At 72.5% G+C, this 21,988-nt stretch carries 21 protein-coding genes; 16 read left to right on the top strand and 5 right to left on the bottom strand.

Annotated elements, in window-relative coordinates; translation table 11 throughout:
- Positions 1-50 precede the first annotated feature (50 nt).
- Positions 51-1,409, top strand: coding sequence for a phosphoglucosamine mutase (gene glmM / locus Scani_RS33480; protein WP_159481481.1), 1,359 nt, complete (start codon positions 51-53; stop codon positions 1,407-1,409).
- 76 nt (positions 1,410-1,485) lie between these two features.
- On the opposite strand, the gene Scani_RS33475 is transcribed toward glmM, so the two are convergent.
- Positions 1,486-2,424, bottom strand: coding sequence for a DUF389 domain-containing protein (locus Scani_RS33475; protein ID WP_159481480.1), 939 nt, complete (start codon positions 2,422-2,424; stop codon positions 1,486-1,488).
- Between the two features lie 12 nt (positions 2,425-2,436).
- Complete coding sequence (coaA, locus tag Scani_RS33470) at positions 2,437-3,420, bottom strand: type I pantothenate kinase (RefSeq protein WP_159481479.1); 984 nt, start codon at positions 3,418-3,420, stop codon at positions 2,437-2,439.
- 198 nt (positions 3,421-3,618) lie between these two features.
- On the opposite strand from coaA, the gene Scani_RS33465 reads away from it, so the two are divergent.
- The 9 genes from Scani_RS33465 (at position 3,619) to Scani_RS33425 (ending at position 12,411) form a co-directional block, all read left to right on the top strand.
- Positions 3,619-3,897: a hypothetical protein gene (locus Scani_RS33465; protein ID WP_246296297.1), complete on the top strand. Its 279-nt coding sequence runs from the start codon at positions 3,619-3,621 to the stop codon at positions 3,895-3,897.
- Positions 3,898-3,921: 24 nt separating this feature from the next.
- Positions 3,922-5,769, top strand: coding sequence for a glutamine--fructose-6-phosphate transaminase (isomerizing) (gene glmS, locus Scani_RS33460; RefSeq protein ID WP_159481477.1), 1,848 nt, complete (start codon positions 3,922-3,924; stop codon positions 5,767-5,769).
- Entirely contained in the window at positions 5,766-6,134 is a 369-nt protein-coding gene (locus tag Scani_RS33455) for a holo-ACP synthase (protein WP_159481476.1), read from the top strand. The genes glmS and Scani_RS33455 overlap by 4 nt, the downstream gene beginning before the upstream one ends.
- Before the next feature lie 101 nt (positions 6,135-6,235).
- On the top strand, positions 6,236-7,660 hold the full coding sequence (locus tag Scani_RS33450) for an NAD(P)H-hydrate dehydratase (RefSeq protein ID WP_159481475.1): 1,425 nt from the start codon (positions 6,236-6,238) through the stop codon (positions 7,658-7,660).
- 110 nt (positions 7,661-7,770) lie between these two features.
- Positions 7,771-8,622, top strand: a complete 852-nt coding sequence (locus Scani_RS33445; RefSeq protein ID WP_246296296.1) for a L,D-transpeptidase — start codon at positions 7,771-7,773, stop codon at positions 8,620-8,622.
- 59 nt (positions 8,623-8,681) lie between these two features.
- Positions 8,682-9,869, top strand: coding sequence for an alanine racemase (alr, locus tag Scani_RS33440; protein ID WP_159481473.1), 1,188 nt, complete (start codon positions 8,682-8,684; stop codon positions 9,867-9,869).
- Positions 9,866-11,200 (top strand): alpha/beta fold hydrolase, encoded by a 1,335-nt coding sequence (locus tag Scani_RS33435; RefSeq protein WP_159481472.1) that lies wholly within the window; start codon positions 9,866-9,868, stop codon positions 11,198-11,200. Before alr ends, Scani_RS33435 begins: the two co-directional genes overlap by 4 nt.
- A gap of 183 nt (positions 11,201-11,383) precedes the next feature.
- A complete protein-coding gene (gene tsaE, locus Scani_RS33430; protein WP_159481471.1) occupies positions 11,384-11,920 on the top strand; it encodes a tRNA (adenosine(37)-N6)-threonylcarbamoyltransferase complex ATPase subunit type 1 TsaE in 537 nt (178 codons plus the stop codon).
- 215 nt (positions 11,921-12,135) lie between these two features.
- Positions 12,136-12,411 (top strand): hypothetical protein, encoded by a 276-nt coding sequence (locus Scani_RS33425; RefSeq protein ID WP_159481470.1) that lies wholly within the window; start codon positions 12,136-12,138, stop codon positions 12,409-12,411.
- 40 nt (positions 12,412-12,451) lie between these two features.
- Here Scani_RS33425 and Scani_RS33420 read toward each other — a convergent pair whose 3' ends face one another.
- Positions 12,452-13,021, bottom strand: a complete 570-nt coding sequence (locus Scani_RS33420) for a hypothetical protein (RefSeq protein WP_159481469.1) — start codon at positions 13,019-13,021, stop codon at positions 12,452-12,454.
- 139 nt (positions 13,022-13,160) lie between these two features.
- Between Scani_RS33420 and tsaB the strand changes: the two genes are divergently transcribed.
- From tsaB to Scani_RS33400, 4 genes are all read left to right on the top strand, one after another.
- A complete protein-coding gene (tsaB, locus tag Scani_RS33415) occupies positions 13,161-13,820 on the top strand; it encodes a tRNA (adenosine(37)-N6)-threonylcarbamoyltransferase complex dimerization subunit type 1 TsaB (RefSeq protein ID WP_159481468.1) in 660 nt (219 codons plus the stop codon).
- Entirely contained in the window at positions 13,817-14,395 is a 579-nt protein-coding gene (gene rimI / locus Scani_RS33410) for a ribosomal protein S18-alanine N-acetyltransferase (protein ID WP_246296295.1), read from the top strand. The genes tsaB and rimI overlap by 4 nt, the downstream gene beginning before the upstream one ends.
- Before the next feature lie 5 nt (positions 14,396-14,400).
- Positions 14,401-15,531 (top strand): tRNA (adenosine(37)-N6)-threonylcarbamoyltransferase complex transferase subunit TsaD, encoded by a 1,131-nt coding sequence (tsaD, locus tag Scani_RS33405; protein WP_159481467.1) that lies wholly within the window; start codon positions 14,401-14,403, stop codon positions 15,529-15,531.
- 135 nt (positions 15,532-15,666) lie between these two features.
- Positions 15,667-16,032 carry a hypothetical protein gene (locus Scani_RS33400; RefSeq protein WP_159481466.1) on the top strand — a complete coding sequence of 122 codons (366 nt, stop codon included), beginning with the start codon at positions 15,667-15,669 and terminating at the stop codon, positions 16,030-16,032.
- 7 nt (positions 16,033-16,039) lie between these two features.
- Here the strand turns inward: Scani_RS33400 and Scani_RS33395 are convergent, their stop codons facing one another.
- Positions 16,040-17,284: a class I SAM-dependent methyltransferase gene (locus Scani_RS33395; RefSeq protein ID WP_159481465.1), complete on the bottom strand. Its 1,245-nt coding sequence runs from the start codon at positions 17,282-17,284 to the stop codon at positions 16,040-16,042.
- Between the two features lie 645 nt (positions 17,285-17,929).
- Positions 17,930-19,282: an FtsW/RodA/SpoVE family cell cycle protein gene (locus Scani_RS33390; protein WP_159482525.1), complete on the bottom strand. Its 1,353-nt coding sequence runs from the start codon at positions 19,280-19,282 to the stop codon at positions 17,930-17,932.
- A gap of 513 nt (positions 19,283-19,795) precedes the next feature.
- Here Scani_RS33390 and groES point away from each other — a divergent pair.
- Entirely contained in the window at positions 19,796-20,104 is a 309-nt protein-coding gene (groES, locus tag Scani_RS33385) for a co-chaperone GroES (RefSeq protein WP_006604922.1), read from the top strand.
- A 134-nt stretch (positions 20,105-20,238) separates the two neighbouring features.
- Entirely contained in the window at positions 20,239-21,864 is a 1,626-nt protein-coding gene (groL, locus tag Scani_RS33380) for a chaperonin GroEL (RefSeq protein ID WP_159482524.1), read from the top strand.
- Positions 21,865-21,988: the final 124 nt, after the last annotated feature.

The raw sequence follows: 21,988 nt of genomic DNA, 5'->3' as shown, positions 1-21,988 counted from the left end.
ATACCTGGACTTAATGCTCTGGTCCAAGCTCATCTACTCGGAGGACACCAGTGGGACGACTCTTCGGCACGGACGGTGTGCGCGGCGTCGCCAATGCGGATCTGACGGCGGAGCTGGCGCTCGGTCTGTCGGTCGCTGCGGCGCATGTACTCGCTGAAGCGGGCACCTTCGAAGGTCACCGGCCGGTGGCGGTGGTCGGACGTGATCCACGCGCGTCCGGTGAGTTCCTGGAGGCCGCGGTCGTCGCGGGCCTGGCCAGCGCGGGCGTGGACGTGCTGCGGGTGGGTGTGCTCCCGACCCCGGCGGTCGCGTATCTGACCGGCTCGCTCGGCGCGGACCTCGGCGTGATGCTCTCCGCCAGCCACAACCCGATGCCCGACAACGGGATCAAGTTCTTCGCGCGCGGCGGCCACAAGCTCGCCGACGAGCTGGAGGACCGGATCGAGCAGACCTACCGCGCGCACAGCTCCGGTGAGCCCTGGGAGCGGCCGACCGGCGCCGGTGTGGGCCGGGTCACCGTCTATGACGAGGGCTTCGACAACTACGTCGCGCACCTCGTCGGCGTGCTGCCCAACCGCCTCGACGGGCTGAAGGTCGTCATCGACGGTGCGCACGGCGCGGCGGCGCGGGTCTCGCCCGAGGCCTTCGCACGGGCCGGCGCCGACGTCATCACGATCGGCACCGAGCCCGACGGCCTGAACATCAACGACGGCTGCGGCTCCACCCACCTGGGGCTGCTGCGCGCCGCCGTGGTCGAGCACGGCGCGGACCTGGGCGTCGCCCACGACGGTGACGCGGACCGCTGCCTGGCCGTGGACCGCGAGGGCAACGAGGTCGACGGCGACCAGATCCTGGCCGTCCTGGCGCTCGGCATGCAGGAAGCGGGGATGCTGCGCAAGAACACCGTCGTCGCCACCGTGATGTCCAACCTGGGCTTCAAGCTCGCCATGGAGCGCGCGGGCATCGACCTCGTCCGGACCGCGGTCGGCGACCGGTACGTCCTGGAGGAGATGAAGGCGCACGGCCTCGCGCTGGGCGGTGAGCAGTCCGGGCATGTGATTGTGCTGGACCATGCCACCACCGGTGACGGCACGCTGACCGGTCTGATGCTGGGTGCCCGGGTCGCCGCGACCGGCCGGCCGCTGGGCGAACTGGCGGGCGTCATGGAGCGGCTGCCGCAGATCCTCATCAACGTCCCCGACGTCGACAGGTCGCGGGTGACCACCTCTCCCGAGCTGACCGCGGCGGTCGCCGAGGCGGAGCGGGAGCTGGGCGCCACCGGCCGGGTGCTGCTGCGGCCGTCCGGCACGGAGCCGCTGGTACGGGTGATGGTGGAGGCCGCGGACATCGAGCAGGCGCGGGCGGTGGCCGAGCGGCTGGCCGACGCGGTCAAGTCGGCATTGGGCTAGTCCGGCTCTGCCGGCCCGGTACGTCACAGGCCCCGCCCGGCATCGGGCGGGGCCTGTGACGTGAGCGGCGGGGGGCCTAGGGGGCCCGGAGCCCGGTGCCCTGCCGGGCCCACAGCAGTTTCTGGGCGGTCAGCGTCAGGGTGCCGGCCAGGACGATGCCCGCCAGGTTCAGCAGCAGCTGTTCCATGGAGTGCCAGGCCTGGCCGTACTCCTGGTAGCCGAGCGCCACCGCGGCGTTGGCGGCGGCCGGGACCGTGGTGACGGAGATCGCCACGCCGACCAGGGCGCCCGATTTCGCGGACGTCAGTGACAGCACCCCGGCGATACCGGCGAGTACGGCGACGACGAACGAGAACCAGTCGGGCCGGTAGATGAAGTTGGTGTTCGGGCGCGCGGCCTCCAGGGCCTCGACGTGGAAGAGGCCCACCGCGTCCATGAAGAGGCTGAAGCCGACGGTCACTGCCATTGCCACCGCGAATCCGACGAGCAGCGCCTGGAGGGAGCGCCAGGCCAGCCGGGGCGCGCGCTGGACGAGCGCGGTGCAGATGCCGGCCAGCGGACCGAACTCCGGGCCCACGGCCATCGCGCCGACGATCAGGACCGCGTTGTCGAGGACCACACCACAGGCCGCGATCATCGTGGCGACCGTCAGGAACGCCAGATAGGTCGCGGAGAGCGTGGACTCCTCGTGGGTGGCGTCGGACAGCGACTCCCACAGCACGGCGTCGGCGCCCTCGCCGGGGGCGTCGTCCGCCGCCCGGTCGGCCCGCCGGGACAGCGACAGGTCGATGTTCTCCAGCGCGATGGAACCGGTCCGGTCCAGCTCCATGGCCCGGAGCCCGGCCAGCAGGCCGTCGGCGGCCTCCCGGGCGACATCGCACATCACCACGTCGCCCCGCGGGTCGCGGGCCGCCCCGCTCAGCACCACCAGATGGGTCACCCCGACGGTCGTCTCCAGCAGCCGGAGCACCTCGTCCGTGCGGTCGTCGGGGACGATCAGGCGTAGATGCAGCACGCGTGCGACTCCCTAGAGCTTGCGCAACGACAGCCGCTGCACCTTGTGGTCCGGCCCCTTGCGGAGCACCAGGTTCGCGCGGCCGCGGGTGGGGGCCACATTCTGTTGCAGGTTGGGCTTGTTGATGGTCCGCCACATCTTCCGGGCGTAGTCGAGGGCCTCGTCCTCGGAGACCTGGGTGTACTTGCGGAAGTACGAGAACGGGTTCTGGAAGGCCGTCTCGCGCAGCTTGCGGAAGCGGCCGAGGTACCACTTCTCGATGTCCTCGGTGCGGGCGTCGACGTAGACGGAGAAGTCGAAGAAGTCGGCGAGCCCGAGGCGGGTGCGGCCGTCCTTGCCGGGCAGGGCCGGCTGCAGGACGTTCAGGCCCTCGACGATGAGGATGTCGGGGCGGTGCACGGTCAGCCGCTCGCCGGGCACGATGTCGTAGATCAGGTGGGAGTAGACGGGCGCGGTGACCTCGGCCTTGCCGGACTTCACATCCGCCACGAAGCGGGTCAGCGCCCGCCGGTCGTAGGACTCCGGGAAGCCCTTGCGGGACATCAGGCCACGCCGGTGCAGCTCTCCGTTGGGGAACAGGAAGCCGTCGGTGGTGACCAGTTCGACCCGTGGATGCTCGGGCCATCGGGCCAGCAGCGCCTGCAGCAGCCGGGCGGTGGTCGACTTCCCGACCGCCACGCTGCCCGCGACCCCGATGACGAACGGGGTACCGGGCTGGGGGCCGCCGCCCGCGTCGCCGAGGAAGGTGTTCAGTGCGCCGCGCAGATTGCTGGTGGCGCCGACATAGAGGTTGAGGAGCCGGGACAGCGGGAGGTAGACATCGCGTACCTCGTCGAGGTCGATGACATCGCCCAGGCCCCGCAGCCGTTCGACCTCGTCGGCCGTCAGGGGCAGCGGGGTCTTCTCCCGCAGGGCGCTCCACTGCGCGCGCGTCAGATCGACGTACGGGGAGCTGTCGGCGCGGCGTCGTTGCTGCGGATCGGTCGTCAGGGGCACGCGCCCATTGTGCGCAGCCGCCACACGCCGTTCATCTCGGGGTGCCCGGCCGGGCACCGTGGAGAGGGGCCGGATGGACGTCGTGGCCGGGCTTGGGTGCTTCTCAGCCCGGGTGTCTGTACCCGAGGGTTATTGCCCGGTACGGTCGGTAGCGGGGAGAGGCCCGGCTGTGGGCCAGGGACGAATCAAGGGGTGCGTGTGCGAGCGCGTAGGACCGGCCTGCTGGGACAGCGGCCGTGGGGGAGGACCGGAAGCGCGACCGGCGACCGGGCGGCGGATGCCGCCCCGGACGGATTCGCCGCCCGGGTGTACGCCGAGCTGGCCGAGGAGCTCCCGGAAGCGGATCTGGGGGAGGACTTAGCCGATTTCCTGGAGCGCCATGAGCCGGGCAGCGAACTCGGGGCGGACGCGGAGGCCGACGAGGAATTCCTGGAGACGGTGCGCGAGGCGCACGAGCGGATAGCGCGGGGGTATTGAGGGCCCCCGGCGTACGCTGCCTCCATGTGCGGAATCGTGGGATATGTGGGCGGGCAGAGCGCCCTGGATGTCGTGCTGGCCGGGTTGAAGCGGCTGGAGTATCGCGGTTATGACTCGGCGGGTGTCGCCGTGCTGGCCGATGGGGGGCTGGCGGCGGCCAAGAAGGCCGGGAAACTCGCCAACCTGGAGAAGGAGCTGGCGGACCGTCCGCTGCCGGCCGGGGCGGCGGGTATCGGGCACACCCGGTGGGCCACCCATGGCGGGCCCACCGACGACAACGCCCATCCGCATCTGGACAATGCCGGGCGGGTCTGTGTCGTGCACAACGGCATCATCGAGAACTTCGCCCGGTTGCGGGCCGAACTCACCGACCGCGGACACGAGTTGGCGTCCGAGACGGACACCGAGGTCGTGGCGCATCTGCTGGCCGAGGCCTATTCGTCCTGTGGTGAGCTGGCCGAGGCGATGCGGCAGGTGTGCCGGCAGCTGGAGGGCGCGTTCACGCTGGTCGCGGTGCATGCCGATGAGCCGGACGTGGTGGTCGGGGCGCGCCGGAACTCGCCGCTGGTGGTGGGGGTCGGGGACGGGGAGGCGTTCCTCGCCTCGGACGTGGCGGCGTTCATCGCGCACACCCGTGAGGCGATCGAGCTGGGCCAGGACCAGGTCGTGGAGCTGCGCCGGGAGTCGGTGACGGTCACCGACTTCGAGGGTGCGCCCGCCGAGGTGCGCGAGTACCACGTCGACTGGGACGCCTCGGCCGCCGAGAAGGGCGGCTACGACTACTTCATGCTGAAGGAGATCGCGGAGCAGCCGAAGGCGGTGGCCGACACGCTGCTGGGGCGGATCGACGCGTCGGGGGTGCTGTCCCTGGACGAGGTGCGGATCCCACCCGCGGTGCTGCGCGAGGTCGACAAGGTCGTGATCGTGGCGTGCGGCACGGCGTACCACGCGGGGATGATCGCCAAGTACGCGATCGAGCACTGGACGCGGATCCCCTGCGAGACGGAGCTGGCGAGCGAGTTCCGCTACCGGGACCCGATCCTGGACCGGCGGACGCTGGTGATCGCCATCAGCCAGTCGGGCGAGACCATGGACACCCTGATGGCGCTGCGCCATGCGCGCGAGCAGGGCGCGAAGGTGCTGGCCATCTGCAACACCAACGGCTCCACCATTCCGCGGGAGTCGGACGCGGTGCTGTACACGCACGCCGGTCCCGAGGTCGCGGTGGCCTCCACGAAGGCGTTCCTGACGCAGTTGGTGGCCTGCTACCTGGTGGCGCTGTACGTCGCGCAGGTGCGGGGCACGAAGTGGGGCGACGAGATCCGGGACGTGGTGCGCGAACTGGCGGCCATCGGCACCCAGGTCGAGCAGGTGCTCCGGACGATGGAGCCGGTGCGGGCGCTGGCGCGCTCCCTCGCCGACAAGAACACCGTGCTGTTCCTCGGCCGGCACGTGGGCTATCCGGTGGCGCTGGAGGGCGCGCTGAAGCTCAAGGAGCTCGCGTACATGCACGCGGAGGGCTTCGCGGCCGGTGAGCTCAAGCACGGGCCGATCGCGTTGATCGAGGACGATCTGCCGGTCGTCGTCGTGGTGCCGTCGCCGCGGGGGCGGTCCGTGCTGCACGACAAGATCGTGTCCAACATCCAGGAGATCCGGGCGCGGGGGGCGCGGACGATCGTGATCGCGGAGGAGGGTGACGAGACGGTGGTGCCCTACGCCGATCACCTGGTGCGGATCCCGCGGACGCCGGTGCTGCTGCAGCCGCTGGTGTCCACGGTCCCGCTGCAGGTGTTCGCCTGCGAGCTGGCCACCGCCCGCGGCAACGAGGTCGACCAGCCGCGCAACCTCGCCAAGTCGGTGACGGTGGAGTGATCATCGGGGTCGGGATCGATGTCGCCGAGATCGAACGCTTCGGCGCGGCGCTGGAGCGCACGCCGGAGCTGGCACGGCGGCTGTTCATCGAGGAGGAGCTGATGCTGCCCAGCGGCGAGCGCCGGGGCATCGCCTCGCTGGCCGCGCGGTTCGCGGCCAAGGAGGCGCTGGCCAAGGCGCTCGGGGCGCCGAGCGGGCTGCACTGGACCGATGCCGAGGTGTACGTCGAGGACAGCGGGCAGCCGCGGCTGCGGGTGCGGGGCACCGTCGAGGCGCGCGCGAAGGAGCTCGGGGTCCGCACGTGGCACGTGTCGCTGAGCCATGACGCGGGGGTCGCCTCCGCCGTGGTGATCGCCGAGGCGTGAGGCCGCATACGGCGCCCCCCCGCTCGCCGGCGGGCGGGCGCCGTCGTCGTGGGGAGGGGAAATCCGCCGCACCCCGTGGGCGAGGGGCGAGACTTGTCCGTATGAGGACTGCCTACAGCGTGGAGACCGTGCGGGCCGCGGAGCGAGAGCTCATGGCCCGGTTGCCCGAAGGGGCCCTGATGCAGCGGGCGGCGGCCGGACTGGCCGTCGCCTGCGCGGACTTGCTGGGGCGGGTGTACGGGTCCCGGGTGGTGCTGCTGGTGGGCAGCGGCGACAACGGCGGGGACGCGCTGTACGCCGGGGCCCGGCTGGCGCGGCGCGGGGCCGGGGTGGCGGCGGTGCTGCTCTCGCCCGAACGGGCGCACCAGGGCGGGCTGGCCGCGTTGCGGGCGGCCGGGGGGCGCGTTTCGGCCGATCCGCGGGCGGACCTCGCGCGGGCCCATCTGGTCGTGGACGGGATCGTCGGGATCGGGGGACGGGGCGGGCTGCGCCCGGAGGCCGCGCAACTGGCGCGTACGGCACGGGAGTCGGCGCCGGTGCTCGCCGTCGACCTGCCCAGCGGTGTGGACGCGGACTCCGGTGAGGTGAACGGGGACGCCGTACGGGCCGATGCGACGGTGACGTTCGGCGCGTACAAGCCGGGGCTGCTGATCGATCCGGCGCGGGACCGGGCGGGGGCGCTGCGGCTGGTGGACATCGGCCTCCCGCTGCCGCAGGAGGCCGACGCGGAGGCGTTGCAGCATGCGGACGTGGCGGATCTGCTGCCGCGTCCGGCGCCCGAGAGCGACAAGTACCGGCGCGGTGTGGTCGGGGTGGTCGCCGGGTCCGCGCGGTACCCGGGCGCGGCGGTGCTCGCGGTGGCGGGTGCGCTGCGCGGCGGCGCCGGGGCCGTGCGCTATGTCGGACCGGCCGCCGAGGCGGTGCTCGCGCACTTCCCGGAGACGCTGGTGCACGCCGGGCCGCCGGACAAGGCGGGCCGGGTGCAGTCGTGGGTCATCGGTCCCGGCCTCGGCGAGGAATCGGACGCGCTGGAGGACGTGCTGGCGGCAGAGGTCCCGGTGCTGGTGGACGCGGACGGGCTGCGGTTCCTGACGCCGGAGCGGGTCCGGCGGCGTACGGCCGAGACGTTGCTGACGCCGCATGCGGGGGAGGCCGCCGCGCTGCTGGGACGCGGGCGCGAGGAGGTCGAGGCGGCACGGCTGGCCTGCGTACGGGAGTTGGCGGCGCGGTACGGCGCCACGGTGCTGCTCAAGGGCTCGACGACGCTGGTCGCGGCGGCGGACGGGCCGGTGCGGGTCAACCCCACGGGGACCGGCTGGCTGGCGACGGCCGGGAGCGGGGACGTGCTGTCGGGGGTGACGGGGTCGTTGCTCGCCGCGGGACTCACCGCGCGGGACGCGGGATCGGTCGGTGCCTACCTGCACGGGCTGGCGGCCCGCCGGGCGGCCGGACCGGCCGGCGCACCGATCCTGGCCTCGGAGGTGGCGGGCCATCTGGCCGCGGCCTGGCGCGATGTGACGGACTGACAGAAGGCGGCGGGCCGGCGTTACGCCCCGCGGGGGAATGGGGCGGGCACCAGGGCGAACCTCGCGTCCGGCGGGCGGTGCGGCCGCGCGGTCACGGCATGCGTGAGGGCATGAAACGTACTCTTCCGGCGCTGCTGGTCTGCGCCTCGCTGCTCGTCGTCGCCGGGCCGCCCGCGGTGGCCGCGGCACCGTCGCCCGTCTCGCGCGCGGTCCCCGAGCCCGTCTCGTACCCGGACGCCGACCTGGTTCCTGGGCTCTCGCGCGCTCTGCGCGCGGCGGAGCAGGAGACACCCGGCCGGGCACCGGCGCGCGGGCAGCAGCGGCACACCGAGTACGTGCCGCGGTCCGAGGCGGTGCGCCACAGCCCCGGGCCGGTGGCGTGCAGCCGGTCCACCGGGCCCTACCAGCGGCAGGCGGAGCGCTACCTGGGGCGGGAGGTGGACGGGCGGCAGAGTACGGGGGACTGCCGGGCGATCCGGCGGTTCCAGCAGGCGCACCGCATCGCGCCGGCGTCCGGATTCGCGGGGCCGGTCACGGGGGCGATGGTGCGGCTGATGCGGGCCAAGAAGGACCCGAACCGGGCCGGTCACTGTCCCGACCGTCCCGAGCGGACCGTGTGCGCCGACCTGACCCGGCAGCTGCTGTGGGTGCAGCAGGACGGGCGGGTGATCTTCGACCCGGTGGTGATGCGCTCCGGTGCGCCGACGATGGAGACCCGGACCGGTACGTACCGGATCTACCTGCGGCACAGACACCACATTTCCAACCTTTACCACACGTCCATGCCGTTCGCGCAGTTCTTCGACCGCGGGGAGGCACTCCACGCCGTCTACGACGACATCTACCAAGGACCCGGCTCGCACGGCTGCATCAACCTCACGTGGGGGGATGCGCAGAAGCTGTGGGAACTGCTGAAGAAGCAGGACGTCGTGTACGTCTGGGGGCGGAAACCCAGCGTGTGAGCACGGTTTCCCCGCCCGTCCCCCGGGGTGTCGCAACGGCGCCTGCGACACTGAGGGGGATGAACGAGACAGTGAAGCGTGCCCGTGCCGCCATCGACGTCGCCGCCGTGCGGTCGAACGTCCGTGCGCTGCGGGCCCGTGCACCCCGGGCAGAGCTGATGGCCGTGGTCAAGTCCGACGGCTACGGCCACGGGGCGGTGCGCTGCGCGCGCGCCGCCCGTGAGGCCGGTGCGGGCTGGCTGGGCACGGCCCTGCCCGAGGAGGCGTTCGCGCTGCGGGAGGCCGGTGACACCGGGCGGCTGATGTGCTGGCTGTGGACGCCCGGCGGCCCCTGGCAGCGGGCGGTCGAGGAGGACATCGACGTCTCGGTGAGCGGCATGTGGGCGCTGCACGAGGTCGTCGCGGCGGCGCGGGCCTGCGGCCGCACCGCCCGCGTCCAGCTCAAGGCCGACACCGGTCTCGGCCGCAACGGCTGCCCGCCCGCCGACTGGCCGGAACTGACTGCGGCGGCCCGCGCCGCCGAGGCCGAGGGCACGCTGACCGTCACCGGGGTCTGGTCGCACTTCGCCTGCGCCGACGAGCCCGGCCACCCCTCGATCGCCGCCCAGCTGGACGTCTTCCACGACGTGCTGAAGACCGCCGAGACGGCCGGACTGCGCCCCGAGGTGCGGCACATCGCCAACACCCCGGCGCTGCTGACGCTGCCCGAGGCGCACTTCGACCTGGTCCGCACCGGCATCGGCATCTACGGGATCTCGCCCAGTCCCGAACTCGGCACCTCCCAGGAGCTCGGGCTGCGGCCGGCGATGACGCTGGAGGCCTCGCTCGCGTCGGTCAAGCGCGTCCCGGGCGGCCATGGCGTCTCGTACGGGCACCAGTACACGACGCCCGGCGAGACCACCCTGGCGCTGGTCCCGCTCGGCTACGCCGACGGCATCCCGCGGCACGCCTCCGGCGTCGGCCCCGTGCTGGTCGCCGGCCGGCTGCGGACGGTCGCCGGGCGGATCGCGATGGACCAGTTCGTGGTCGATCTGGACGGCGACAGCGCCGAGCCGGGCGATCCGGCGGTGCTGTTCGGCCCCGGGGACCGCGGCGAGCCGACCGCGGAGGACTGGGCCCGGGTGGCCGGAACCATCGGCTATGAGATCGTCACCCGGATCGGATCCCGGGTGCCGCGCGTCTATGTGGACAGCGGCACAGGGAGCGAAGCCGAAGGAGACAGCGCGCTCACGGGGGGTACGGCATGACCGAGGGACAGGAGGCCGCCGCGCAGGCGGTCGAGACGGCCGCCGAGGTGGCCGGCAACTGGGCACGGGCCGGCCGGCACGCCGGTGTCGCCGGTGCCGCGATCGGCGTGGTCGCGGCGGGTGCCGCGGCCGGTGTGGCGATAGAGCGGATGACGGTCGGCCGCGGCATGCGGCGCCGCGCCCGGCTCGCCCTGGACGCCGCCGGTCCGTACGGCACGCTGCGCGGCACCCCGGGTGCCGCGATCGCCGAGGACGGCACCGAGCTGTACTACGAGGTCGACGAGCCGGGCCCGCCGGAGAAGGCCGACGGGGCGGCCAAGTCCGCGGTGAACGGCAAGCACGGCAAACACGGCAAGAACGACCGGTCCGCCAAGCCGGTCCGCGGCAAGGAGGCCCGCGCCGCGCAGGAGGCCCAGGGCGGACTGCGCAAGCGGCTGACGGCGGCGCTGGGACGGCGTTCGGCGGCCCCCACGGTCGTCTTCAGCCACGGCTACTGCCTGAGCCAGGACTCCTGGCACTTCCAGCGCTCCGCGCTGCGCGGCACGGTGCGCACCGTCCACTGGGACCAGCGCAGCCACGGCCGCTCCTCGCGCGGCCACGGCCAGATCGACGGTACGGAACCGGTCACCATCGACCTGCTGGGCCGGGACCTGAAGACGGTGCTGGACGCCGCGGTGCCCGAGGGGCCGATCGTGCTGGTCGGGCACTCCATGGGCGGGATGACCGTGATGGCGCTGGCCGACCAGTTCCCCGAGTACGTCGCGGAGCGGGTGGTCGGGGTGGCCCTGATCGGCACCTCCGCCGGCCGGCTCAGCGAGGTCGGCTTCGGGCTGCCGTCCATGGGCGTCAAGGCCTTCCACTGGCTCGCGCCGGGCGTGCTGAAGGCGCTGGGCTGGCAGCGCGAGATCGTCGAGCGCGGTCGGCGGGCCACCGCCGACCTCTTCGCGGGGCTGATCAAGCGGTACTCGTTCGGGACGCCGGAGAACGTGGACCCGGGGATCGCCCGGTTCGGCGAGCGGCTGATCGAGGCGACCCCGATCGATGTGGTCGCCGAGTTCTTCCCGGCGTTCGCGGTGCACGACAAGACCGAGGCGCTGGTGGCGTACGACGCGGTGCCCGCGCTGGTGCTCGCCGGGGAGAGCGATCTGATCACTCCCGCCGACCACAGCCGGACGATCGCCGAGGTGCTGCCCCATGCGGACCTGGTGTGTGTCCCCGGTGCCGGGCATCTGGTGATGCTGGAGCGGCCCGAGCTGGTCAATGAACATCTGGTGTCGCTGGTGGAGCGGGCGAGCGTGGCGGCCCGCAGCTCGCGGCACGCCCGCGCCTGAGCCGCCCGGGGCCTGCCGGGCCGCGGTCCGGCAGGCCGTCGCGGCAGGTCCGCCGGGTGCGGCGGGCCTCGCCGAGGGCCCCGGCCGGGCAGCGGGCCGGTGCCCGGCCGCGCCGTGGCGCCGTCCGAGGTCCGTCTTCGAGGGGCGGCGGGGGCACGCCGGGCGGGACGTACCATTTGCGGCATGAGCACCACCGGAGCGATTGCGCACGTAACCGTCAAGTCCCCCGATCAGATGCAGGAGTTGGGCCGTCGGCTGGCCCCGCTGCTGCGCCCCGGCGACCTGGTGCTGCTCACCGGTGAGCTGGGCGCCGGCAAGACGACGCTGACCCGCGGCCTGGGGGAGGGGCTGGGCGTGCGCGGCGCCGTGACCTCGCCCACCTTCGTCATCGCCCGGGTGCACCCCTCCCTGACCGGCGGCCCCGCGCTGGTGCATGTCGACGCGTACCGGCTCGGCGGCGGGCTGGACGAGATGGAGGACCTGGACCTCGATGTCTCGCTGCCGGAGTCGGTGGTGGTCGTGGAGTGGGGCGACGGCAAGGTCGAGGAGCTGTCCGAGGACCGGCTGCACGTGGTCATCGGACGCGCGGTGGGCGCGGACGCGCCCGGCGGTGCGGGCGGGCACCCCGAGGACGACGTGGACGATGTGCGCGAGGTGACGGTCACCGGCCTCGGCGCGCGCTGGGCGGACGCCGGCCTGCCCGCGCTGGAGACCTGCTGACGTAGCGGGCACCGGCGCCCGAGGTGGGGGCGGTCCGGCCCGCCTCCGGTCCCGTCGTCGGGCCCGCCGACCGTCCGGTAGTTTCCGACAAGCCGTCGGTAAGATGTTGCATACCTGGTGCCGGGCATGGTGACATGGGTGGAGACCCCAGTTAGGGCTGCCTAAGTAGTGACCCTAGCTTCTGTCGCTCGTCCCAGGAGCCCCGGGAGGCGTCCATGTCGGCCCATCAGCCCTCCCCCACGCCTGAAGGGCGCGGGAGTGCCCCCTTCGCGGCGGCCGGGCGCGCCGATCACGAGGCGCCCGAGACGCCGTCCATGAACGAACTGCTCGCGGCCTGCGCCGCGGCCAGCGCCGTCTCCACACCCCCCGACGCCGCCGGGGAAGCCCGTCAGGACAAGCCGAATGCGGCGCCCGGAGCGGAGGACGGGGGGAACGGGGAGAACACGGCCGGTTCCGTGGCCGCGTCCACCGGAGGGCGCGACGCGGCGTAGCCCGTAAGGGCGAAGGGCGGACCGGCCGGGCGCCGTGCGGTCAGGAGACCACGACGACCTTGGTGCCGTGCAGGGCGAAGTCCCACATCGCCTTGCCGTCGTCCCGCGACTCACGGATGCCGCCGGTCCTCTTCGCCGAGCCCGGCTCGGGCATGGAGCCGTCGACGGCCGCGCTGAAGCCGACGGTGACGCCCTCCACGGAGGCGAACCGCACCACGTGCTCGATCGCGATGCCGTCCGAGCCCGTGACGCTCACCGACCGCGAGCCGACCGCGTACGCGCCCAGCGACGGGCTCACCGCGCTCGGCGCGACCTTGAACGTCCGCAGCGCCTTGTCGTCCCCGCCGACCAGCCAGACCCGCTTGGCGTCCAGCGAGTACACGATCCGGCGGCCCTTGCCGGAGGCATCGGGGACCGCGGCCGGAGCGGGGGCCTTGTCCTTCTTGCCGCTCCGTTCCGGGCGGCTCTTGGACGCGCTGTGGTGGCCGGCCTTGCGGGTCTGGGTGAGGGTGTCCGGAGCGGACGCCGCGGCCTGGTAGCCGAGCACACCGACCACGACCACGGCGGCCGTGGTCAGCGCGGTGACGATCGTGCTGCTCTTAGCGGGCACCGCTGTGCCACCTTTCCTCCCTCTCCCTGCCGCCGGCGGGGAGCCCCGGGCCTTGGAATGCCGGGCTGCTTGCTGCTGGGCTACGGGGCGACGGTAGCACCGCGACAGGTACCACCGGCCGAGCCGTAGTCTTAAGGACGTGCTGCTGCTAGCTCTTGACACCGCCACCCCCGCCGTCACCGTCGCGCTCCACGACGGCGCCCGGGTCCTCGCCGAGTCCCGCCAGGTGGACGCGCGCCGCCACGGCGAGCTGCTGCTGCCCGCCGTCGACCGGGTGCTGGCCGAGGCCGGACAGAAACTCGACGCCGTCAGCGACGTCGTGGTCGGCGTGGGCCCGGGACCGTACACCGGTCTGCGGGTGGGCCTGGTGACCGCCGCGACCTTCGGGGCGGTGCTCGGCGTGCCCGTCCACGGCCTGTGCACCCTGGACGGCCTGGCCTACGCCTCCGGGCTCACCGAGCCCTTCGTCGTGGCCACCGACGCCCGCCGCAAGGAGGTCTACTGGGCGCGCTACGGGGATGCCCGTACCCGCCTGACCGAGCCCGCAGTCGACCGTCCCGCGGACCTCGCCGACCAGGTGGCCGGCGTCCCCGCGGTGGGTGCCGGCGCCGTGCTCTACGACACGGTCTTCACCGGCCTGCGGCGGGAGGCCCCCGAGCACCAGTCCGCCGGGGCGCTGGCCGCGCTGGCCGCCGAGAAGCTGGCCGCCGGTGAGGAGCTGCCTCCTCCGCAGCCGCTGTACCTGCGCCGCCCGGACGCCCAGGTGCCCGCCAATTACAAGGTGGTCACTCCCCGGTGACCACCCGCCCGTCGCCCGACCAGCGCCCCGCGGCGGCCCCGCCGCGCGACGGGGCACCCCGGCTCGACGCCTCGCTGCGCGAGATGCGCTGGTGGGACATAGCGCCGGTGCTGGAGCTGGAGCGGGAACTGTTCCCCGAGGACGCCTGGTCGCCGGGCATGTTCTGGTCCGAGCTGGCCCATGCGCGCGGCCCGTACGCCACCCGCCGCTACCTCGTCGCCGAACTGGAGGCCCCACCGCACCGGGGCAGCCGGCTCGTCGGCTACGGCGGGCTGGCCGCCGTCGACGGCACCGGCGACATCCAGACCATCGCCACCGCCCGCGAGATGTGGGGCACCGGCCTCGGCGCCCGGCTGCTGACCGAACTCCTCGGTGCCGCGACGGACTTCGAATGCCACGAGGTGCTGCTGGAGGTACGGGTCGACAACGTACGCGCCCAACGCCTCTACGAGCGCTTCGGCTTCGAACCGATCGGTTTCCGCCGCGGCTACTACCAGCCCGGCAACGTCGACGCCCTCGTCATGCGCCGCACCACCCAGACCTCCTCCGAAGCACCCTCCGTACAAGGAACTTGAGACTCATGGCTGACTCACGCGGCGGACCGCTCGTCCTCGGCATCGAGACCTCCTGCGACGAGACCGGTGTCGGCATCGTCCGCGGCCACACCCTCCTCGCCGACGCGGTCGCCTCCAGCGTCGACGAGCACGCCCGCTTCGGCGGCGTGGTGCCGGAGGTGGCCTCGCGCGCCCACCTGGAGGCGATGGTCCCCACCATCCAGCGCGCGCTGAAGGACGCCGGCGTCGCGGCGAGCGACCTGGACGGGATCGCGGTCACCGCGGGTCCGGGCCTGGCCGGTGCCCTGCTGGTCGGCGTCTCGGCCGCCAAGGCGTACGCCTACGCCCTCGGCAAGCCGCTCTACGGCGTCAACCACCTCGCCTCGCACATCTGCGTCGACCAGCTGGAGCACGGCCCGCTGCCGGAGCCGACGATGGCCCTGCTGGTCTCCGGCGGCCACTCCTCCCTGCTGCTCGCGCCCGACATCACCTCCGACGTCCGCCCCCTGGGCTCGACGATCGACGACGCGGCCGGCGAGGCCTTCGACAAGATCGCGCGGGTGCTGAACCTCGGCTTCCCGGGCGGCCCGGTCATCGACCGCTACGCACGCGAGGGCAACCCCGACGCGATCCGCTTCCCGCGCGGGCTGACCGGCCCCCGCGACCCGGTCTACGACTTCTCCTTCTCCGGTCTGAAGACGGCGGTGGCCCGCTGGATCGAGGCCAAGCGGGCGGCCGGCGAGGAGGTGCCGGTGGCGGACGTCTCGGCGTCCTTCCAGGAGGCCGTGGTGGACGTGCTGACCCGTAAGGCCGTGCGGGCCTGCAAGGACAACGGCGTGGACCACCTGATGATCGGCGGCGGGGTCGCGGCCAACTCCCGGCTGCGGGCGATGGCCGCACGCCGCTGCGAGGACGCCGGGATCACCCTGCGGGTGCCGCGGCCCAAGCTGTGCACCGACAACGGCGCGATGGTCGCCGCCCTGGGCGCGGAGATGGTGGCACGGGGCCGGTCGGCCTCCGCCTGGGACCTCTCCGCCGACTCGTCCCTGCCGGTCACCGAACCGCATGTGCCCGGCGAGACCGGCGAGGAGCAGCCCGCCCCGCATCACCACCACGACCACGTCCACGAGACGAGCAAGCACAACCTCTACTCCTGAGGCCGTACCCCCGAGGCCGGGCGAGGGCTCGTTTTGTCGTTCTGCGAGTCCTCGCGCCACCTCCGGCCCGAGCTCCGGCCGGAGGTCTTACCCTGGCAGGCAGCACCGGGCGCGCACGTGGGGAGGCGGCAGGCTGTGGACTGGTTCTGGTGGGTCTTCATCTTCTTCATGGCGGGTGGCTTCGCGAAGGTCGCCGACACCGCCCGTACGGCGCTGCGTACGCGCCACGAGCGCAAGATGGAGCGGCTGGAGACCGCCCGTCAGGAACGGCAGGAGCTGGCCGCGGCGCAGCAGCAGCCGCAGCCGGTGTGCGGCTGCACCCACCACCTCGCCAAGCATGACAAAAAGGGCAAGTGTCATGAGCTGGTGGAGGTCGCGGTCGCCTGGGACGCCGACCGCAAGCCGGTGCAGTACGAGGCGGGCCAGTGCACCTGCCAGCAGTACATCGGCCCGCAGCCGCTCTCCCAGGTCTACGCCGAGGACCTCACCGACCTGGCGTGAGGGCCGGTCAGGACACGTCCGCCGCGGGGTGCCCGAGCAGCATCGTGGGGGCGCCGTCGACCCGGGTCAGGAAGATCGTGCAGGACTTGCGGCCGCCGCCGAGCTTCAGCTTCTTCCGCAGCTCCTCCGGCTCCACCGCCGAGCCGCGCTTCTTGATCACCGCGATGCCGACCTCGCGCTCCCGCAGCAGCGCCTTGAGCTTCTTGACGTGGAACGGCAGCACATCGGTGATCGCGTAGGCGGTCGCGTACGGCGTCTCGGTCAGCCGGTCCGCGGTGAGGTACGCGATCGTCGGATCGATCAGCCGGCCGTCGATCTGCCGGGCGACGTCCGCGACGAGATGGGCACGGATCACCGCCCCGTCCGGCTCGTACAGCCAGTCCCCGACCGGCCCCGGCTCGGGGTCCGGCAGCCCGGCGCCGAGCAGGGAGTCCCCGGCCGGCAGCAGCGTGGCGCGGCGGCCGCCGGGCGTGGGGCGGGCCGCCCCGTCCCGGGCCGCGCCGAACCACACCACGGCCTCCTTGACGTCGCCCCCGTCCGAGATCCACTCCGTCTCGGCGTCCTCGGGCAGCGCCTCGTGCGGCACCCCCGGCGCGATCTTCAGCGCCGCGCACGGCGCGGTACGGGCCGCCTCGACGGCCCAGGACAGCGGCGGCGAGTACGCCTCGGGATCGAAGATGCGCCCACCCGTCGCCCGGCCACCGCGCGCCGCCCCCTTCGTCGTCGCCTTGCCGCGCCGCGCCGGATCGACGAACACCGCGTCATATCCGGCGGTGTCCACCTCCGTCACGTCCGCGCAGCGCACCTCGATCAGCTCCGCGAGCCCCAGCCCCTCGGCGTTGGCCCGGGCCGCGGCGCAGGCCAGCGGGTCCCGGTCGACGGCCAGTACCCGGATCCCGGCCCGGGCCAGCGCGAGTGCGTCGCCGCCGATGCCGCAACAGAGGTCGGCCAGCGTACGGACGCCCAGCGCGGCGAGCCGGGCGGCGCGGTGGGCGGCGACCGCGGCGCGGGTGGACTGCTCGACGCCGTTCGGGGTGAAGTACATCCGCCCCGCCTCCGCGCCGAACTTCGCCGCCGCGCGCTGCCGCAGCTGGGCCTGGCTCAGCGCGGCCGACACCAGCGCCGCGGGGTGATCGCGGCGCAGCCGGGTGGCTGCCGCCAGCTCGTCCGACGGGTCGTGGTCCCGCAACTCGTCCAGCAGGGCCTGGCCCTCCGGGGCCAGCAGGTCGGAGAAGGTGTCGAGGTCGTTCACGGTGTCATTGTCTCCCCACGTTTTTGTCTTTTCCGCCGTGGGTGTTGCGCCTGGTGGCGGCTTCCCACGTTGTCGGCTGTCCCGCCGTGGGGCTTGCTCGCCGTTGCGCCTGCGGCGGGCGGGGTCCGCTGCGCGGGGCTGTGGGTGCGGTGACGGGCCTGCGGGGCAGGGGTGTGGGACTGCTTCGCTTTACGTCCCACACCCCTGCCCCTCCGGCCCGTCCCCTCCCGTGTGTGGAGTGAGTGAAGGCCGGTGGGGGCGGGCCGTCGCTGTGGCCGTTCTGGCCCTTGCCGGTCGTACCGGGGGGACTTGTTTCTGTGTGATCACGAGGTGCACCGGACCACCTGCGTGCACTCCCACCACCGTTTTTCCCTCCCACCCACGGGAGGGGACGGGCCTGCGCGGGTGGGGGTGTCCGGACGTAAAGCGAAGCAGTCCGGACACCCCCACCCGCGCAGGCCCGTCACCGCACCCCGACAGCCCCGCGCAGCGGCCCCGCCCGCCGCAGGCGCAACGGCGACAATCCTCCACGTCGGGACGGGCAAAGCGCAGCGGACGGGCCCGCCGCAGGCGCAACGGCGAGACACCCCCACGGCGGGAAGGCCGAAAACGAGGCGCGGCAAAGCGCAGCGGAACGTGGGAAGACTAAGCCGGCTCACGCCGACGCTGCGCGTGGTCGCTGATTCGCAGCAGCAGCGCCACCATGACCCAGTTCGCGACGAGCGACGAGCCTCCCTTGGCGAGGAACGGCAGGGCCTTGCCGGTGAGCGGGATCAGGCCGGTGACGCCGCCGGCGACGACGAAGACCTGTAGCAGGAGCGCTCCGGCGAGCCCGACCGCGAGCAGTTTGCCGAACGGGTCGCGGGCGGTCAGCGCCACCCGCAGTCCGCGCTGGGCGAGCAGTACGTACAGCATGAGCACGACCATCACCCCGGCCAGGCCCAGTTCCTCGCCGACGGTGGTGAGGATGAAGTCGCTGTTGCCGGCGAAGCCGATCAGTTCGGGGTGGCCCTGGCCCAGGCCGGTGCCGGAGATGCCGCCGCTGCCGAAGCTGAAGAGCGCCTGGCCCAGCTGGTCGGACATGCCGTCGGCCACGCCCTCCTTGGTGAAGGCCCGCATCGGGTCCAGCCAGGCGGTGACCCGGCCGTGGACGTGTGGTTCCAGGGAGCCGACGACGGCCGCGCCGACGACGGCCATCAGCAGGCCGCACACCACCCAGCTGGTGCGGTTGGTGGCCATGTACAGCATGATCACGAAGACGCCGAAGAAGATCAGCGAGGTGCCGAGGTCCCGTTCGAAGATCAGCACCAGCAGGCTGATCACCCAGATGGTGAAGATCGGTGCGAGCTGTCGGCCCGGGGGCAGTTGGACGCCCAGGACGCGGCGGCCGGCCAGCGCCAGCGCATCGCGGTTGACAGTGAGGTAGCCCGCGAAGAACACCGAGATCATGATCTTCACGAACTCGCCGGGCTGCAGCGACAGCGGCCCGAGCAGGATCCAGCGCTTGGCGCCGTACATGTCGGCACCGAAGAAGGCCGGGGCCATCAGCAGCACCAGCGCGACCACCATCGTCAGGTAGATGTAGCGCTGCAGAATGCGGTGATCGCGCAGCACCAGCAGGATGACGATGCAGACCGCCACCCCGATCACCGTCCACACCAGTTGCCCGCTCGCCGCCTCGGCGATCTTGAGCCGTGGCGTCTGCGCATAGGTGATGTCCAGGCGGTGCAGCAGCACCAGGCCGATCCCGGTCAGCAGCGTCGCCAGCGGCAGGATCAGCGGATCGGCGCGCGGCGCGAAGCGGCGCAGGACCAGATGCGGCACCAGCGCCACGAAGAACATGCTGATGGCGAACCCGGCCAGCCCACCGGGCAGCCGGCCGGTCATCGACAGGCCGGTGCAGGCGTAGCCGAAGTCCGCTATCAGCACGGCGAGGGCGAGCAGCCATGCCTCGGTCCGCCGCCGGTCCGGTGCCCGGGCCAGCGCGGCGAACGTCATCGTGCGCTCGGCGTCGCTCTCCGGCCGCCGGGCCGCCCGGGGAACGCTGGTCTGTCCACGCACGGGTTTCCTCCCCCACTGATCGTCGAGGCCGCCGGCCGGCCGGGTCGTGCCCGGTTCGTCGGCCAGGCAGTCGGGGAAGTAGACGAGGCAGCCCGTGGCGTGGTTGCGAGGGAACGGGAAGGTGTGTCCGATTTGATGGGAACTTGCCCCTCAATCGGCTGCTGTCCCGGCCCGGTCCCGTCGCCGAGGGTGCTGGTCACAGGGGTGCGGGCCGTCCGAGGGCACGCCTTCGCGGTGCCTGCCGGCCCGCGTGGAGGGAAGCGCACCCCGCCGCGCTGGCACTCCGCTTGACCGAGTGCTAACCGCGTCATAGTCTCAGCGTTGGCACTCTCCAGTGGTGAGTGCCAGACACACAGCGACGGGCAGGTCCGGCACCCGCGACGACGGATCCACCTGGTCGCCACCTCAGACAGTTAACCCCGTGAGATCTCCGAAGGGGGAGGTCGGATCGTGACGACCACCAGCTCCAAGGTTGCCATCAAGCCGCTTGAGGACCGCATCGTGGTCCAGCCGCTCGACGCCGAGCAGACCACGGCCTCGGGCCTGGTCATTCCGGACACCGCCAAGGAGAAGCCCCAGGAGGGCGTCGTCCTGGCCGTGGGCCCGGGCCGTGTCGAGGACGGCAAGCGCATCGAGCTCGACGTGAACGTCGGCGATGTCGTGCTCTACAGCAAGTACGGCGGCACCGAGGTGAAGTACAACAACGAGGACTACCTCGTTCTCTCGGCTCGCGACGTCCTCGCGATCGTCGAGAAGTAAGTCACCCAGTTTTGCCGTGATCTGCGCCCCTGGTTCCCGCGTCTAAACAACCGGGGCAGGGGCGCAGTTCGTTTGAGCGACAGCGGTCCCCACGTCGTGGCCGAGGATCGCAATGAGAGGACTTGAAGCAACCCATGGCGAAGATCCTGAAGTTCGACGAGGACGCCCGTCGCGCCCTTGAGCGCGGCGTCAACAAGCTTGCCGACACGGTCAAGGTGACGATCGGTCCCAAGGGCCGCAACGTCGTCATCGACAAGAAGTTCGGCGCGCCGACCATCACCAACGACGGTGTCACCATCGCCCGTGAGGTCGAGGTCGACGACCCGTACGAGAACCTGGGCGCCCAGCTCGTCAAGGAGGTGGCGACCAAGACCAACGACATCGCGGGTGACGGCACCACCACCGCCACGGTGCTGGCCCAGGCGCTGGTCCGTGAGGGTCTGCGCAACGTCGCCGCGGGTGCCTCCCCGGCCGCCCTGAAGAAGGGCATCGACGCCGCGGTCAAGGCCGTCTCCGACGAGCTCCTCGCGACCGCCCGTCCGATCGACGACAAGACCGACATCGCCGCCGTGGCCGGTCTGTCCGCGCAGGACAAGCAGGTCGGCGAGCTCATCGCCGAGGCGATGGACAAGGTCGGCAAGGACGGTGTCATCACCGTCGAGGAGTCCAACACCTTCGGCCTGGAGCTGGACTTCACCGAGGGCATGGCCTTCGACAAGGGCTACCTGTCGCCGTACATGGTCACCGACCAGGAGCGTATGGAGGCCGTCCTCGAGGACCCGTACATCCTGATCCACCAGGGCAAGATCTCCTCGATCCAGGACCTGCTGCCGCTGCTGGAGAAGGTCATCCAGGCCGGTGCCTCCAAGCCGCTGCTGATCATCGCCGAGGACGTCGAGGGCGAGGCCCTGTCGACCCTGGTCGTGAACAAGATCCGTGGCACCTTCAACGCCGTGGCCGTCAAGGCCCCCGGCTTCGGTGACCGCCGCAAGGCCATGCTCGGCGACATCGCCACCCTCACCGGTGCCACCGTCATCGCCGAGGAGGTCGGCCTCAAGCTCGACCAGGCCGGTCTGGACGTGCTGGGCACCGCCCGCCGCGTGACCGTCACCAAGGACGACACCACCATCGTCGACGGTGGCGGCAAGTCCGAGGACGTCACCGGTCGCGTCGCGCAGATCAAGGCCGAGATCGAGTCCACCGACTCGGACTGGGACCGCGAGAAGCTCCAGGAGCGCCTCGCCAAGCTCGCCGGTGGCGTCTGCGTCATCCGCGTGGGTGCGGCCACCGAGGTCGAGCTCAAGGAGAAGAAGCACCGTCTGGAGGACGCCATCTCCGCGACCCGCGCCGCGGTCGAGGAGGGCATCGTCTCCGGTGGTGGCTCCGCTCTGGTCCACGCCGCCAAGGTGCTGGAGGGCTCCCTCGGCAAGGAGGGCGACGAGGCCACCGGTGTCGCCGTCGTCCGCCGCGCCGCCGTCGAGCCGCTGCGCTGGATCGCGGAGAACGCCGGCCTCGAGGGCTACGTCATCACCTCGAAGGTCGCCGAGCTGGACAAGGGCAACGGCTTCAACGCCGCCACCGGCGAGTACGGCGACCTGGTCAAGGCCGGCGTCATCGACCCGGTGAAGGTCACCCGCTCCGCCCTGGAGAACGCCGCGTCGATCGCCTCGCTGCTGCTGACGACCGAGACCCTGGTCGTCGAGAAGCCCGCCGAGGAGGACGCTGCCGAGGCCGGTCACGGCCACGGGCACGCGCACTGACGCATCACGCCGGGCAGCAGGCTGCCTGACGTACGAGACCCGGTCCCCGCGGTGTGCGGGGGCCGGGTCTTTCGTGTGTGCGGCCGGGCTGTGCGTGTGTCCGCGGTGGGCCCGGCCGGGTTCG

The sequence above is a fragment of the Streptomyces caniferus genome (assembly GCF_009811555.1).
Classification (GTDB): domain Bacteria; phylum Actinomycetota; class Actinomycetes; order Streptomycetales; family Streptomycetaceae; genus Streptomyces; species Streptomyces caniferus.
This window is presented reverse-complemented; position numbering and strand designations above follow the sequence as displayed.